The sequence below is a fragment of the Orrella sp. JC864 genome, assembly GCF_037026685.1.
Lineage (GTDB): Bacteria > Pseudomonadota > Gammaproteobacteria > Burkholderiales > Burkholderiaceae_B > Orrella.
The window spans coordinates 53,614-67,771 of the sequence record NZ_JBANET010000016.1 but is presented as its reverse complement, the minus strand read 5'-3'; the positions used below and the strand labels follow the sequence as shown (position 1 = coordinate 67,771).

At 69.4% G+C, this 14,158-nt stretch carries 13 protein-coding genes; 6 read left to right on the top strand and 7 right to left on the bottom strand.

The window, feature by feature from the left end:
- Positions 1–45: 45 nt before the first annotated feature.
- Positions 46–1,320, bottom strand: a complete 1,275-nt coding sequence (locus tag V8Z80_RS14955; RefSeq protein ID WP_336062547.1) for a hypothetical protein — start codon at positions 1,318–1,320, stop codon at positions 46–48.
- A gap of 81 nt (positions 1,321–1,401) precedes the next feature.
- On the opposite strand from V8Z80_RS14955, the gene V8Z80_RS14950 reads away from it, so the two are divergent.
- A complete protein-coding gene (locus V8Z80_RS14950; protein ID WP_155196520.1) occupies positions 1,402–2,106 on the top strand; it encodes a response regulator in 705 nt (234 codons plus the stop codon).
- Positions 2,103–3,512, top strand: a complete 1,410-nt coding sequence (locus V8Z80_RS14945; RefSeq protein WP_155196521.1) for a HAMP domain-containing sensor histidine kinase — start codon at positions 2,103–2,105, stop codon at positions 3,510–3,512. The genes V8Z80_RS14950 and V8Z80_RS14945 overlap by 4 nt, the downstream gene beginning before the upstream one ends.
- Here the strand turns inward: V8Z80_RS14945 and V8Z80_RS14940 are convergent.
- Both V8Z80_RS14940 and V8Z80_RS14935 read right to left on the bottom strand, forming a co-directional pair.
- Positions 3,509–4,558, bottom strand: coding sequence for a cytochrome d ubiquinol oxidase subunit II (locus V8Z80_RS14940; protein WP_155196522.1), 1,050 nt, complete (start codon positions 4,556–4,558; stop codon positions 3,509–3,511). The two genes, V8Z80_RS14945 and V8Z80_RS14940, sit on opposite strands and share 4 nt — an antisense overlap.
- Positions 4,555–5,895 (bottom strand): cytochrome ubiquinol oxidase subunit I, encoded by a 1,341-nt coding sequence (locus V8Z80_RS14935; protein ID WP_336062546.1) that lies wholly within the window; start codon positions 5,893–5,895, stop codon positions 4,555–4,557. The genes V8Z80_RS14940 and V8Z80_RS14935 overlap by 4 nt, the downstream gene beginning before the upstream one ends.
- Positions 5,896–6,027: 132 nt before the next feature.
- Here V8Z80_RS14935 and V8Z80_RS14930 point away from each other — a divergent pair, with 132 nt between their 5' ends.
- The 4 genes from V8Z80_RS14930 (at position 6,028) to minE (ending at position 9,910) form a co-directional block, all read left to right on the top strand.
- A complete protein-coding gene (locus tag V8Z80_RS14930) occupies positions 6,028–7,791 on the top strand; it encodes a glutamine--tRNA ligase/YqeY domain fusion protein (RefSeq protein WP_155196524.1) in 1,764 nt (587 codons plus the stop codon).
- Between the two features lie 84 nt (positions 7,792–7,875).
- Positions 7,876–8,730, top strand: coding sequence for a septum site-determining protein MinC (gene minC, locus V8Z80_RS14925; protein ID WP_336062545.1), 855 nt, complete (start codon positions 7,876–7,878; stop codon positions 8,728–8,730).
- A 109-nt stretch (positions 8,731–8,839) separates the two neighbouring features.
- Complete coding sequence (minD, locus tag V8Z80_RS14920) at positions 8,840–9,655, top strand: septum site-determining protein MinD (protein ID WP_155196525.1); 816 nt, start codon at positions 8,840–8,842, stop codon at positions 9,653–9,655.
- A 3-nt stretch (positions 9,656–9,658) separates the two neighbouring features.
- Positions 9,659–9,910, top strand: a complete 252-nt coding sequence (minE, locus tag V8Z80_RS14915) for a cell division topological specificity factor MinE (RefSeq protein WP_155196526.1) — start codon at positions 9,659–9,661, stop codon at positions 9,908–9,910.
- An 88-nt stretch (positions 9,911–9,998) separates the two neighbouring features.
- On the opposite strand, the gene V8Z80_RS14910 is transcribed toward minE, so the two are convergent.
- The 4 genes from V8Z80_RS14910 to V8Z80_RS14895 all read right to left on the bottom strand — a co-directional run bounded on the left by V8Z80_RS14910 (position 9,999) and on the right by V8Z80_RS14895 (position 14,012).
- Positions 9,999–10,610: an NAD(P)-dependent oxidoreductase gene (locus V8Z80_RS14910; protein ID WP_336062544.1), complete on the bottom strand. Its 612-nt coding sequence runs from the start codon at positions 10,608–10,610 to the stop codon at positions 9,999–10,001.
- A 249-nt stretch (positions 10,611–10,859) separates the two neighbouring features.
- The gene (locus tag V8Z80_RS14905; RefSeq protein WP_155196528.1) at positions 10,860–11,087 is read right to left on the bottom strand and encodes a glycine zipper 2TM domain-containing protein; all 228 of its coding nucleotides are present in this window, start codon (positions 11,085–11,087) and stop codon (positions 10,860–10,862) included.
- Between the two features lie 272 nt (positions 11,088–11,359).
- Complete coding sequence (gene ettA / locus V8Z80_RS14900) at positions 11,360–13,030, bottom strand: energy-dependent translational throttle protein EttA (RefSeq protein WP_155196529.1); 1,671 nt, start codon at positions 13,028–13,030, stop codon at positions 11,360–11,362.
- A 70-nt stretch (positions 13,031–13,100) separates the two neighbouring features.
- Positions 13,101–14,012 carry a DMT family transporter gene (locus tag V8Z80_RS14895; RefSeq protein WP_155196530.1) on the bottom strand — a complete coding sequence of 304 codons (912 nt, stop codon included), beginning with the start codon at positions 14,010–14,012 and terminating at the stop codon, positions 13,101–13,103.
- Positions 14,013–14,158 lie beyond the last annotated feature (146 nt).

Below are 14,158 nucleotides of genomic sequence, written 5' to 3'. Positions count from 1 at the left end.
TGGCCGGCATTTTACGCCCCGGCGCCGGCAGGCGGGCGGGCGCCCTTATCGCACCAGGCTGCCTTCGAGCACGTCCACCGGCAGCGTCAGCTGCATCAGCATCTGGTAGGCGCCGCTGACCGCGTCGCGGTTGGCGCCCAGCATGAACCGGGTGCGCGGGGTCAGCTCCATGCTGTGCTGCACGCCCAGGCGCTGCTCGGTGGTGATGCCGTCCGCGCGCAGGGTATTGAAGGTGCCGCTGAAGGTGCCGTAGCTGCCCAGCGGCAGGCCGGCGGTCAGGACGTTGCGCTGGCTGGCCGCCGTGAGCGGCCCCGAGGCATAGCTGGCCAGGTCGCCGTAGCCGCGGTCGGTGGTGACGCCCTGGTAGCCCAGGCGCACCGACTCGAACAGGTCCACGTTATAGCCCACCTGGTAGCGCCAGCCGGTGTACTGCTGCATGTGCGCCTGCACGGCGCCGGCCTGCAGCGTGCCCAGCCCGCCCAGCGAATAGACCCCGCCCAGCCCCACCGCGGTCAGGTCGGGCGCGCGCTGCAGGTGGCTTTCCAGCGTCAGGTCCGAGGTCAGCCCGTAGCGCAGCGAGCCCCCGCCGGCCGAGGGGCCGACCAGCAGGCCGCCGGACTCGGCGGCCGGGTCGGAATAGTCCAGCCGGCCGATGGTGGAGGAATAGCCCAGCGTGCCCTCGGGCAGCACCGCATCGGCCGCGCCGCTCCAGCGGGCCAGCTGCAGGCCGCTGATCGGCGCCACGTTGCTCCAGCGCGGCGCGTTGGGCCGCAGCATGCCCACGCTCAGACTGGGACCGCCGGCCTGGCGGTAGGTCAGGCCCTGCTGGCCGTATTGCAGGCCGGACAGGCCGGCCACCGGCGAGAAGCGGCGCGCCGTGCGCTCGGCCGAGGACACCACTTCCACCGGCGCGTCGTCGGGACCCCAGGTATGGACATAGCGCCAGTCGTAGTCCGGCCCGAACAGCTCGCCCTGCTCCACCGGCAGGGGTATCCAGCCATCCGTCCCCGATTCGGGCTCGACCAGGACCGGCGGCGGCAGCTCGCGCACGCGTACGCGCCCCTCGGCCGGCCGCACCGGATAGGACTGCGCCGCGGACAGGCGGGAAATGCCCTGCGGACCCGGCAGGAAGGAGCCGCCGTAGGGATCGACCCAGCCGCCGCGCGCCTGGCCGGCGGCCGGCGGCGCCAGCAAGATAGCGCACGCCAGCGCCAGCGCCGCCCCGGCGGCGCGCGCCCGCCCGCCCTGCCCCGGTTTCACCGTGGCGGGAGAAAGCGGCGCGGCGGACGGATACTGGAAGCATCGCAGCATAGCGTTCATTCTAGGGCCTGGCGGCCACGGTTATTTCAGACCATTTCTCCATGCTTGCCTGCGCCGCGCGCTGCGGCGACACTGCTGCCCATGGACAATACGCCTCCCGTCAAACTGCTGGTCGTGGACGACGACCCGGCGCTGCGCCAGCTGCTGGCCGACTACCTGAACCGGCATGGCTACGACACGCTGCTGGCGCCCGACGCCACCGACCTGCCGGCCCGCATCGCGCGCTATTGCCCCGACCTGCTGGTGCTGGACCGCATGCTGCCCGGCGGGGACGGCGCCGACGCCTGCCGGCGCCTGCGCGAGCAGGGCGAGGACATTCCCGTCATCCTGCTGACCGCCCGCGACGAGACCGTGGACCGCATCATCGGCCTGGAAGCCGGCGCGGACGACTACCTGGGCAAGCCCTTCGATCCGCGCGAGCTGCTGGCCCGCATCGAAGCCGTGCTGCGCCGCAAAAGCGGCCCCTCGGCATTGACGCGCGACGCGCCGGTAAGTTTCGGGCCTTTCGTCTTCGATCCGGCCACCCGCCAGCTCAGCCGTGGCGGCGAGGTCGTGCGCCTGACCGGCGGCGAAATCAACCTGCTCGAGGCGCTGGTGCGCAACCCCGGCAAGCCCCTGTCGCGCGAGCGCCTGCTGGCGCTGGCCCGCGACGACGACGGCGGCGAACGCAACGACCGCGCCATCGACATCGCGGTGCTGCGGCTGCGCCGCGCCATCGAGGACGACCCCAAGCAGCCGCGCTGGATCCAGACCGTGTGGGGGATCGGCTACCGTTTCTCTCCATGAGATGGCCCACCCTGCCCGCGGTGGTGTCCGCGCTGCTGCCGCGCACGCTGCGGGCGCGCCTGATCGCGCTCGTGCTGGGCACCCTGCTGCTGGCGCAGGCGGCCACGCTGGCCACGGTGACCCATTACCAGCGCCACTACCTGGACGCCGTGGCCATCGACCTGATCGCCACCACGATCCGCGCCCTGCGCTTTTCCGTGAACATCGTGCCGCCGCATGCGCGCGACGAATTCGTGCGCGACGCCTCGCAAGGCCATTGGCGCCTTTGGTCGCGCACCCTGCCCTCGGATGCGCGGGTGCAGGGCCGCGGCATGCGCGGCCGCCCGCCGCCCAGCTGGGACCCGGACCCGGCGGACATCCGCCGCAACCTGCGCGGGCTGGTCGAGCGCCTGAACGCCCACCTGGGCGAAGGCACCCGCGTGGCGCTCTCGCGCGGGCCGCGGCCGCAGCTGTTCATCTCGCTGTCGGCCAACACCCAGGACGACACGCCGGGCCTGCACGAATGGCTGGTGGTGCCGCTGGACCGCATCGACCCGCCAGTGGGCACGCCGCTGCTGGTGTTCTGGCTCGGCGGCCTGGGCCTGCTGCTGCTGCTAGCGGCCTGGTTCTCCTGGCACATCTCGCGCCCCATCACGCACCTGGCGCAGGCTGCCGACGAACTGGCGCGGGGCCATCCCAGCCGCGTGACGCCATCGGGACCTCACGAAACGCGGGTGCTGGGCGAGCGCTTCAACGCCATGCTCGATGCGCTGGCCGAATCAGACCGGGTGCGGCGCACCCTGCTGGCGGGACTGCCCCACGACCTGAAAGGCCCGCTGGCGCGCATGTTCCTGCGGGTCGAGATGGCCGAGGACCCGGCCCTGAAGGAAGGGCTGCGCAAGGACCTGAGCGACATGCAAGGCATGGTGGACCAGTTCATCGGCTTCGTGCGCGGCACCGACCCGGGCACCTATCGCTTTACCGAATGGCCCCTGAACGAGTGGCTGGCCGAGCGCGTGACGGCCTGGCAAAGCAGCGGGGCGCCGGTCTCCTTGACGCGCAACTGCGACACGCCGCTGCGGGTGCAAGGCGATGCGGCTGCGCTGGAGCGCCTGCTGGACAACCTGATCGGCAACGCCCTGCACCATGGCGCCCCGCCCGTGCAGGTCTCGCTGCAGCATGAGGACGGCTCGGCCGTGCTGCGCGTGTGCGACCACGGCCAGGGCATCGCGCCCGAGCGGCGCGAGGACGCCTTGCGGCCGTTCTCGCGGCTGGACGATGCCCGCACGCGCAGCGGCAACGTGGGGCTGGGCCTGGCGCTGGCCGATGCCATCGCCCGGGCCCACGGCGGCAGCCTGGCGCTGGAGACCGCCGCATCCGGCGGCCTGCAGGTGACGGTCAGGCTGCCGGCCTGCGCCGAGTCCTAGGGGGCCACCACATCCGTGTCCGAGCGATCCGGCCCGAACAGCGAGCGGTAGCCCAGCAGGCTGAACACCGCCATCACCGGCACGGCCACCACCGTGGCGGCCAGCACCAGCCGCAGCGACGAGACCGCCGCCGCGCCGTCCCACAGCGTCAGGTCGTCCAGGATCATGTAGGGGAACAGGCTGTATCCCAGGCCCACCAGCATCAGCAGGAACAGCAGCAGGCACAGCGCGAAGGGCGTGCCCGGCAGGGCCCGGCTGGCCGGCCGCGCCAGGCGCAGCAGCACGATCTCCATGCAGACGAAGCAGGCCAGCATGAGGATCCAGATCGGCAAGGCCAGCGACAGGTCCGCCAGGTTGCTCCACTTGTAGAAGATGCCTGCGTTGGCCAGCCCCAGGGCCACCGACACCGCCACCATGCCGGCGGCCGCCCAGCGGATCGCATGCCGGGCGCAGCGCACGGCCAGCGTGCGCAGCGGGCCGTCCACCCGCATGGCCAGCCAGGTTGCGCCCAGCAGCAGGTAGGCGGCCACCGCGCACAGGCCGACGAAGGCGTCGAACCACAGGTGCGCCGCCTGCACCTGGTAGCCCGTGGCCACGCGGCCCAGCAGCACGCCGTGCGAGAACGCGGTCAGCACCGAGCCGGCCCAGAACCCCAGTATCCAGCGCTGGCGGGCGCGGCCGCTGGCGCGGATGCGGAACTCGAAGGCCACGGTGCGCAGCATCACGCCCAGCATCAACATGGCCAGCGGCGCGAACAGCTTGGCCAGGATGGCGCCCCAGGCGAAGGGAAAGGCGGCGGCGAACAGGCCCGCGCCCAGCAGCAGCCAGAATTCGTTGGCATCGCGCCAGGGGCTGAGCATGACCATCAGCCGGCTGCGCGACTCGGCCGGCGCCAGCGGCACCAGGATGCCCACGCCGATGTCGATGCCGTCCAGCAAAGTGCCCGCGGCGATCAGCAGGAACAGCAGGCCCATGAACAGCAGCGGCATCCAGAACGCGGGATCGTCCGCGGCAAGGCCCATGGCGGCGGCCAGCAGCTCGATCATGGCCGCGCCCCCGCCTTGCGCACCGGCACCACGCCGTAGCGGGCCGCGTGGTAGGTCATGCGCACGAAGGCCGCGAACAGCAGGCCGTACAGCGCCAGGTGGGCGGCCAGCGAACCGGCCAGCAGGCCGGCCGGGATATCGCCCGCGGCCTCGGTGACCGTGACGGTGGCGTAGACGGCATAGGGCTGGCGGCCCAATTCCATATAGCCCCAGCCGGCCAGCAGGGCCAGGCCGCCCAGCCAGGTGCCGGCCGAGAGCCCGTGCAGCCAGGCGCGCGGCAAGCCGGCCGGGTCGAGGCGGCGCCGGTGCAGCCGCAGCAGCGTCAGGCCGGCCAGCACGATCATGGCCAGCCCGGCTAGCACCATGATGCGGAAGGACCAGAACGTGGCGGCCACCGGCGGCAGCATGCCCGAATAGGCGTCCAGGCCCAGTTGCCCGCCCTCGGCCGACCTGCCCAGCCACCAGTCCGGCAGGCGGCCGAGCGCCATTTCGGCCCGGTTGCGCTGGCCGGCCGCGTCCGGCCAGCCGAACAGCACCCAGCGGGCGGTTTCGCCGCCATGCCAGTAGCCCGCCGCGGCGGCGGCCTTGGCCGGCTGGGCCTGGGCGATCCACTGTGCCGCGCCGGTCGCGGCGGCCACCTGCAGCGCCAGCGCCACGCCGGCCAGGCGCAGGCCCACCCGGAAAGCCATGCGCTCGGCATCGGCCGGCGGGCGCTGCAAGGCCTGCCAGGCCGACACGCCCACCAGCAGGAAGGCGCCCGTCAAGGCCGAGGCCAGCACCAGCGAGGCGAACAGCCAGGGCATGGCCGGGTTGAACACCGCCTCGACCCAGTCCAGCAGCACGTAGCGGCCATCCACCAGCACGGCGCCTGCCGGCGCGTGCGTCCAGGACACCATGGCGGCCAGCCAGAAGGTCGCCAGCAGCAGGCCCGCCGCCACCATGCCGACCGACAGCGTATGGGCCAGGTCGGAGACGCGGCGCTGGCCAAAGAGCATCACGCCCAGGAAACAGGACTTCAGGACGAAGACGGTGACCACGGCAAAGCCCAGCAAAGGCCCCAGCACGTTGCCCACGCGCTCCATCAGGATGGGCCAGAGCGCGCCCAGCTGGAACAGCAAGGGCACGCAGGCGGCCAGGGCCAGCACGAAGGCCAGGGCGAACAGCCGCACCCACAGGCGGTAGGCCGCCGTCCAGCCCGGCGCGCCGGTGCGGCGCGCCTGGATCTTGAACAGCAGCAGCACCCATGCCAGCGCCAGGGCGATGGCCAGGAACAGCGCGAAGAATCCGAGGCTGGCGAGAAAATGCACGCGCGCCAGCGACAACGGGGTGACATCCATGGTGCAGGGCGTGGTCGGAAAGAAGGTCGGCGGGGGCGGACCCCAAATAGCCGCGCAGCGGAGAATAACAGGACGGCCGGCCAGCCGTGGCAAAATTGACGTTTTTACCCACGCCGCTTCACCCTGCCTGCAATGAGCCATCCCACGCCGCCCGCGGCCACCAATTTCCTGCGCCAGATCATCGAAGCCGACCTAGAGCGCGGCCGCTACCAGGGCAAACGCTGGGCCGGGCGTCCCGGCCCGGCCGCCGTGCAGGCGCAGGGCGAACCCGATCCGGCCCGCATCCGCACGCGCTTTCCGCCCGAACCCAACGGCTACCTGCACATCGGCCATGCCAAGAGCATCTGCCTGAACTTCGGCCTGGCGCGCGACTACGGCGGCGTCTGCCACCTGCGTTTCGACGACACCAACCCCGAAAAGGAAAACCAGGAATACGTCGACGCCATCACCGAGGCGGTCAGCTGGCTGGGCTTCGACTGGCAGGCCGACGGGCGCGACAACCGCTATTTCGCCAGCGACTACTTCGGCTACATGTACGAGTTCGCCGAGGCGCTGGTGATGGCCGGCCATGCCTACGTGGACGAGCAAAGCGCCGAGCAGACGCGCATCAACCGCGGCACCCTGACCGAGCCGGGCGTGGATTCGCCCTGGCGCAACCGGCCGGCCGAAGAATCCCTGGCCAGGCTGCGCGAGATGCGCGAGGGCCAGCACCCGGACGGCAGCCTGGTGCTGCGCGCGCGCATCGACATGGCCTCGCCCAACATGAACCTGCGCGATCCGGTGCTCTACCGCATCCGCCACGCGCACCACCACCGCAGTGGCGACCAGTGGTGCATCTATCCCATGTACGCCTACGCGCACCCCATCGAGGACGCGCTCGAAGGCATCACCCACAGCATCTGCACGCTCGAGTTCGAGGACCAGCGCCCCTTCTACGACTGGGTGCTGGCGCGCCTGACCGAGCTGGGCAAGCTGGCCGAGCCGCTGCCGCGACAGTACGAGTTCGCGCGCCTGAACCTGACCTACATCGTCACCAGCAAGCGCAAGCTGCTGCAGCTGGTGCAGGAAGGCCACGTCCAGGGCTGGGACGACCCGCGCATGCCCACGCTGCTGGGCCTGCGCCGGCGCGGCTATACGCCCGCCTCGATCCGCCTGTTCTGCGACCGCACGGGCGTGTCCAAGTCCGATTCGCGCATCGACTACAGCCTGCTCGAGCAGGCCGTGCGCGACGACCTGGATCCCATCGCGGCGCGCTCGGTGGCGGTGCTGCAGCCGCTCAAGCTGGTCATCACCAACTATCCCGAAGGCCGCAGCGAAACCTGCACCGCCCCGCGCAACCCGCACGACCCGCAGGCGGGCCAGCGCGAGTTCCCCTTCTCGCGCGAGCTGTGGATCGAACGCGACGACTTCATGGAAGTCCCGCCCAAGAAATACTTCCGGCTCTACCCGGGCAACTCGGTGCGCCTGAAATACGGCTATGTGGTCACGTGCACGGGCTGCGTCAAGGACGAGAACGGCGAGGTGGTCGAGGTGCATGCCGAATACCTGCCGGACACCAAGAGCGGCACGCCGGGGGCCGACAGCGTCAAGGTCAAGGGCAACATCACCTGGATCAGCGCGGCCCATGCGGTGCCGGCCCAGATCCGCCTGTACGACCGGCTGTTCGCGCAGCCCCATCCGGACGGGGGCGAGCGCAATTTCCTGGACGCGCTGAACCCGGACTCCATCAAGGTGGTGCAAGGCTGGCTCGAACCGGGCACCCGCGCCGAGCCGGGCGCGGTCTGGCAGTTCGAACGGCTGGGCTATTTCACCGCCGACCGCGAACTGTCCACCGTCGAGCGGCCGGTGCTCAACCGCACCGCCACGCTGCGCGACTCCTGGGCAGACCGCGGCTAGCCAGCGGGCGGACGGCGCGCCGGGGTTAACACGGCCCCGGCGCAGCCGTTACACTGCGGCTTTCTTTTTGTTGCATCGAATCCCTTGGCCGATACCGCCCCCTCCCCCGCCGCGCCCAAGCTGGCGCTGGACTTCAAGAGCGCCAACCTTTATGCCTTGCGGGTGGTGCTGCAGAACGCCGACACCGGCGCGCTGCTGGCCGCCCTGGACCAGCGCATGCAGGACGCCGGCAGCTTCTTCCAGAACGAGCCGGTGGTGATCGACGCCAGCCGGATCGAACAGCCGCTGGACTGGCCTGCCCTGCTGCAGGCCCTGCGCCGCCACGCCCTGCCGCCCATCGGAGTGGTCGCCGAGGGCGCCAACCTGCACGCCGCCCAGGCGGCCGGCCTGGTCCCGGTCGAACTGGCCGCCGCCTCGCGGCCCCAGGCGCCGGCGCCGGACACCGCCGCGCCGGCCGCGGCGCTGGACGTCGAGGCGGCCAAGGTGGCCACCGCGCCGCCGCCCGCCGAAGCGGCCGAATCCGGCGAATCCGCCGCGCCCGGGGACACGGGCGCGCCGGCCGGCACGGCGGCGGTCCCGGAGCAGGCTCACGCCGCGGCGCCTCCCGCCGCCATGGTGGTATCGCGGCCGCTGCGCTCGGGCCAGCGCATCTACGCGCGCGGCACGGACCTGATCGTGGTGGGCATGGTCAGCCAGGGCGCCGAGGTGATCGCCGACGGCAACATCCACGTCTACGGGCCGCTGCGCGGCAAGGCCATGGCCGGCGCGCGCGGCGACGGCACGGCGCGCATCTTCACCACCCAGCTCGATCCCGAGCTGCTGGCCATCGCCGGGGTCTACAAGGTGGTGGAAGCCCGGCTGCCGGCCGCGCTGCACAACCGGCCCGGCGTGGTGAGCCTGGACGGCGATACCCTGCACATCGCGCCGCTGGCGGGCTGACCCCGGCCGAGCGCCTACGTTTGCCTACATCTGGTAATCAGCGTTTACGGCGCATTTTGCTTTACGATACTGCGGTTTAACTCAAACACATCAATAAGGTTATCGCGTCATGACACGTATTGTGGTGGTGACTTCCGGCAAGGGCGGCGTAGGCAAGACCACGACCAGCGCCAGCTTCTCTTCGGGCCTGGCCATGCGCGGGCACAAGACGGCGGTCATCGATTTCGACGTCGGCCTGCGCAATCTGGACCTGATCATGGGCTGCGAGCGCCGCGTCGTCTACGACTTCGTCAACGTCATCCAGGGCGAAGCCACGCTCAAGCAGGCGCTGATCAAGGACAAGCAGCTGGACAACCTGTTCATCCTGCCCGCCTCGCAGACCCGCGACAAGGACGCCCTCACGCAGGAAGGCGTGGGCAAGGTCATCGAGGAGCTCAAGGCCATGGGCTTCGAGTACATCGTCTGCGATTCGCCCGCCGGCATCGAGGCCGGCGCGCTGATGGCGGCCTATTTCGCCGACGACGCGCTGGTGGTCACCAACCCGGAAGTCTCCTCGGTGCGCGACTCGGACCGCATCCTGGGCATCCTGGCCGCCAAGTCGCGCCGGGCCATCGAAGGCGACGAGCCGGTCAAGGAATTCCTGCTGCTCACCCGCTACAACCCCAAGCGCGTGGAAGGCGGCGAAATGCTTTCGCGCCAGGACATCGAGGACATCCTGCGCATCAAGCTGATCGGTGTGATCCCCGAGTCGGAAGCCGTGCTGCAGGCCTCCAACCAGGGCGTGCCGGCCATCCACCTGAAGGACAGCGACGTCTCGGAAGCCTACAAGGACGTGGTGGCGCGCTACCTTGGCGAGGAAAAGCCGCTGCGCTTCACCGAATACGAAAAGCCCGGCCTGCTCAAGCGCCTGTTCGGAGGGAAGTAAGCCATGTCCCTGTTGTCATTCCTGCTCGGACAGAAGAAGACTTCCGCCAGCGTCGCCAAGGAACGCCTGCAGATCATCCTGGCGCACGAACGCTCGGACCGCGATGCGCCCGACTACCTGCCGCAGCTGCAGAAAGAGCTGATCGAGGTCATCTCCAAATACATCAAGATCAATCCCGACGACATCAAGGTCCACGTCGAGAAGCAGGATTCGCTGGAAATCCTGGAAGTCAAGATCGAGATGCCGCAAAACTGAGCGCCCGGCCGCCGCGGCAGGACCGCCGCGGCGCCGCGCCTGCCGTGCCGCATGGAAATGGCCGGCAGCGGTTTCATCAGGGCATGCCTCAGTAGCCCACCGTGAAACGTTGGCGCGAGTGCGCCGGCCGCTCGATCTCGTCCACCAGCGCCACCGCATAATCCTCGAAGGAAATGCGGCTGCCTTGTTCGCCGACCAGCAGCGCGTCCTTGCCCAAACGGAACTTGCCGGTGCGCTCGCCCGGCACGAACTCGGCCGAAGGCGACAGGAAGGTCCAGTCCAGTTCTTTTTCCTGCTTGAGTACCGCAAGGAATTCAGCCCCCTTGCCGGCTTCGGGGCGGTAGGCCTGGGGGAAATCCGGCTGGTCGATCAGGCGCTGGCCCGGCGCGACCTCCAGGCTGCCGGCGCCGCCCACGACCAGATAGCGTTTGACGCCCGCAGCGCGCACCGCGTCGATCAGCACCCGCGGGTCGCAGTCTGCAAACCTCACGGCGCTAACCACCGCGTCATGCCCGGCCAGCAGCTTTGCCAGCGCGTCCTTGTCGGCCACGTCGCCCGCCTTGGCGCTGACATTGGGCAGTGCCGCGATCTTCTCCGGATTGCGTGCAATGGCGGTGACGGCGTGTCCGCGATCGGAGAGTTCCTTGAGGATGCGCGTGCCGGCCTGTCCGGAGGCGCCGATGAGTGCGATGCGTGCCATGGGGTACTCCTCTTTCGTGGGAATATAGGACCAAGTCACAAAATAACCCTTTGGCGTGCCGGGCGCATGGAAAAATGCCCCCACCCCACGCTGCGCCTTCGGCTTGCTGCCCCCCGGCCAAAAAAGAGCCCGCCATCTGGCGGGCTCTTGGAACCGCAGGCCGGGTGTTTCACCCGGCGGCTCCTACCATCGGCCAAGCCCCGAAGGGCCCGGGCCGGTGATGCTTGGACGGAGTGGCGCTGCGCACGGTCAGCGGTTCTTGCCGATCTGGTCGCCGATCACGCCGCCGATGGCCGCACCGCCGACGGTACCCAGCACGCCGCCGTTGGTGATGACAGCGCCTGCGACGCCGCCCAGGCCCGCGCCGGTCACGGTGGATTTCTGGCGCGAGCTCATGGAATCCCAGCTCGAGCAACCGGATGCTGCAACGGCAAGCACTCCAATGGCGATCGCTTTGGAAGCGGTACGAACGTTCATGGCTTGCTCCTTATAAAAAGGGTTATTCGTATGACCCTTACTTTGTCAGAACGATCCCGGATTTGCTGTGAGGTTTGCCCAGCATGTGTTTCAAGACTTTCGCCCTGTAACATCCGCCGGTCTGCCCACGCCGCAATTCTGGCATGCGCAACAAGTTATGAACACAGGCGCCGCGCGGCGCCGGTTACGCACGGTTTCGCCAGGGCCGGCGAGCCGGGCGGGCGAGCGGCAACGCGGCGGCCCGCCGCACAGGGCGGCAGGCCCTGCCCGGCCTACTTCAGCGCCTTGTAGCGCAGCCGCCTGGGTTGCGCGTCGGCGCCCAGGCGGGCCTTCTTGTCGGCCTCGTATTCCTGGTAGTTGCCGTCGAAGAACACCACTTGCGAATCGCCCTCGAACGCCAGGATGTGGGTGGCGATGCGGTCCAGGAACCAGCGGTCGTGGCTGATCACCATGACGCAGCCCGGAAACTCGAGCAAGGCATCTTCCAGGGCGCGCAGGGTTTCCACGTCCAGGTCGTTGGAGGGCTCGTCCAGCAGCAGCACGTTGCCGCCCTTGATCAGCGTCTTGGCCAGGTGCAGGCGCCCGCGCTCGCCGCCCGAAAGCTGCCCCACGCGCTTGTTCTGGTCGCCGCCCTTGAAATTGAAGCGGCCCAGGTAGGCGCGCGCCGGCATCTCGAACTTGCCCACCGTCAGGATGTCGGCGCCGTCGGCCACCGCGTCGAACACCGTCTTGCCGTCTTCCAGCGAATCACGCGACTGGTCCACGTAGGCCAGGTTGACCGTCTTGCCGAGCTTGACCTGGCCCGAATCGGGCTGCTCGCGCCCGGCGACCATGCGAAACAGCGTGGATTTGCCCGCGCCGTTGGGGCCGATGATGCCCACGATGGCGCCGGGCGGCACCTTGAAGCTGAGGTTGTCGATCAGCAGGCGCTCGCCATAGGCCTTGCTGACGTTCTCGAACTCGATGACCTCGTTGCCCAGGCGCTCGCCCACCGGAATGAAGATCTCGGAGGTCTCGTTGCGCTTCTGGTATTCGTAGGACGAGAGCTCTTCGAAGCGGGCCAGGCGCGCCTTGGCCTTGGCCTGGCGGCCCTTGGGATTCTGGCGCACCCACTCGAGCTCTTTCTTGATGGTCTTCTGGCGGGCCGACTCGCTGGCCTCTTCCTGCTTGAGGCGCTCTTCCTTCTGGGCCAGCCACGAGCTGTAGTTGCCCTTCCAGGGAATGCCGTGGCCGCGGTCCAGTTCGAGGATCCATTCGGCGGCGTTGTCCAGGAAGTAGCGGTCGTGGGTCACGGCCACCACGGTGCCGGGGAACTTGTGCAGGAACTGCTCGAGCCATTCGACGCTTTCGGCGTCCAGGTGGTTGGTGGGCTCGTCCAGCAGCAGCATGTCGGGCTTGGACAGCAGCAGGCGGCACAGCGCCACGCGGCGCTTCTCGCCGCCGGACAGGTTGCCCACCCTGGCGTCCCAGGGCGGCAGGCGCAGCGCATCGGCGGCCACCTCCATCTGGGTTTCCAGGTCGTCGGCGCCGCTGGAGGCGGCCGCCGCGATGATGGCTTCCAGTTCGGCCTGCTCGGCCGCCAGCTTGTCGAAATCGGCGTCGGGCTCGGCGTATTCGGCGTAGACCTCTTCCAGGCGCTTGCGCGCGGCCACCACTTCGCCCAGGCCTTCTTCCACCGACTGGCGCACGGTGTGCTCGGGATCGAGCTGCGGCTCCTGCGGCAGGTAGCCGATCTTGATGCCCGGCATGGGCACTGCCTCGCCCTCGATCTCGCGATCGAGGCCGGCCATGATCTTGAGCAGGGTGGACTTGCCCGAGCCGTTCAGGCCCAGCACGCCGATCTTGGCGCCGGGAAAGAACGACAGGGAGATGTTGCGCAGGATCTCGCGCTTGGGCGGGACGATCTTGCCCACCCGGTGCATGGTATAGACGTATTGAGCCATTTTTACGGAATCGACGAGGCGAGTTTGGGCCAAACGGGCATTGTACCCAGCCCCCGCTTGGGCGCCGGGGCTACGCCCCGCGCGCGGGCCGCCGCGCGCCGGGCCGCCATTGCGCCAGCATGACGCCGGTCAGCACGATGGCGCCGCCGGCCAGGTGATAGGACTCGACCGGCTCGGCCAGCAGCAGCGCCGCGATGACGATGGTAAATACCGGCGTCAGGTTCACGAAGATGCTGGCGCGCGACGCGCCGAGCACGTCGATGGCGCGCAGCCACAGATACGGCGCGAAGATCGAGGGCAGCAGGGCCGCATAGAGCACCAGCGGCAGGTTGGCGGCGTCCAGCGGCGTGGCCGGCAGGTACAGGAAGGCCGGCAGCTGCACCAGCAGGCCGAAGCCGATCTGCACGTACAGCGAATGCCAGGCCGAAAGCGGGATGGCCCACTTGCGCACCAGCACGCCATAGACGGCATAGCCCAGCGCGGCCAGGAAGATCAATACGTCGCCGCGGTTCACCCCGGCCTCCAGCAGCATGGCGGGCCGGCCGTGGCTGACCAGCACCGAGATGCCCGCCAGCGACAGCAGCCCGCCGAGCACCGCCAGGCGCGGCGGGCTTTCCTGCATCAGCGCGGCGCTCACGGCGATGGTCAGCAGCGGCACCAGCGAGGTGATGAACGCCATGTTGGTGGCCGACGTATGGGCGGCCGCGAAGTACATCAGCCCCTGGTAGACCGCCATGCCCAGCGCGCCGAGCACCGCCAGCTTGCCCAGGTGGGGGCGGATGCGGTGCCGCTCGCGCCATACGCCGTAGGCCAGGAAGGGCGTGAGCGCCAGGCCGGCGATCAGCCAGCGGTAGAAACCGATAGTCACAGGTGAAATGACGCTGGCCGACATTTTCGTGACGACCATGTTACCGGACCACATGAGGACCGAGCCCAGCGGCAGCAGGAAATACTGAGGTCGTACGGCAGGCGCGGCAGGCATGGTGCGAAAGGACCCGGATGTGGAACGCAGGCCAGCATCTTAACGCGCCTGTCGGCGCCCGCGCCGGCAAGCCCCGGCGGGCCGGCGGACTTTGCACCGGTACGCTGTCAAGCTATGCTTGCACCAAGGGGAAGCAGAACCTGCCT

Coding starts and splice junctions, on each gene's coding strand:
- V8Z80_RS14955 (WP_336062547.1), bottom strand. CDS start 1,320: ATGAACGCTATGCTGCGATGCTTCCAGTATCCGTCCGCCGCGCCGCTT.
- V8Z80_RS14950 (WP_155196520.1), top strand. CDS start 1,402: ATGGACAATACGCCTCCCGTCAAACTGCTGGTCGTGGACGACGACCCG.
- V8Z80_RS14945 (WP_155196521.1), top strand. CDS start 2,103: ATGAGATGGCCCACCCTGCCCGCGGTGGTGTCCGCGCTGCTGCCGCGC.
- V8Z80_RS14940 (WP_155196522.1), bottom strand. CDS start 4,558: ATGATCGAGCTGCTGGCCGCCGCCATGGGCCTTGCCGCGGACGATCCC.
- V8Z80_RS14935 (WP_336062546.1), bottom strand. CDS start 5,895: ATGGATGTCACCCCGTTGTCGCTGGCGCGCGTGCATTTTCTCGCCAGC.
- V8Z80_RS14930 (WP_155196524.1), top strand. CDS start 6,028: ATGAGCCATCCCACGCCGCCCGCGGCCACCAATTTCCTGCGCCAGATC.
- minD (WP_155196525.1), top strand. CDS start 8,840: ATGACACGTATTGTGGTGGTGACTTCCGGCAAGGGCGGCGTAGGCAAG.
- minE (WP_155196526.1), top strand. CDS start 9,659: ATGTCCCTGTTGTCATTCCTGCTCGGACAGAAGAAGACTTCCGCCAGC.
- V8Z80_RS14910 (WP_336062544.1), bottom strand. CDS start 10,610: ATGGCACGCATCGCACTCATCGGCGCCTCCGGACAGGCCGGCACGCGC.
- V8Z80_RS14905 (WP_155196528.1), bottom strand. CDS start 11,087: ATGAACGTTCGTACCGCTTCCAAAGCGATCGCCATTGGAGTGCTTGCC.
- ettA (WP_155196529.1), bottom strand. CDS start 13,030: ATGGCTCAATACGTCTATACCATGCACCGGGTGGGCAAGATCGTCCCG.
- V8Z80_RS14895 (WP_155196530.1), bottom strand. CDS start 14,012: ATGCCTGCCGCGCCTGCCGTACGACCTCAGTATTTCCTGCTGCCGCTG.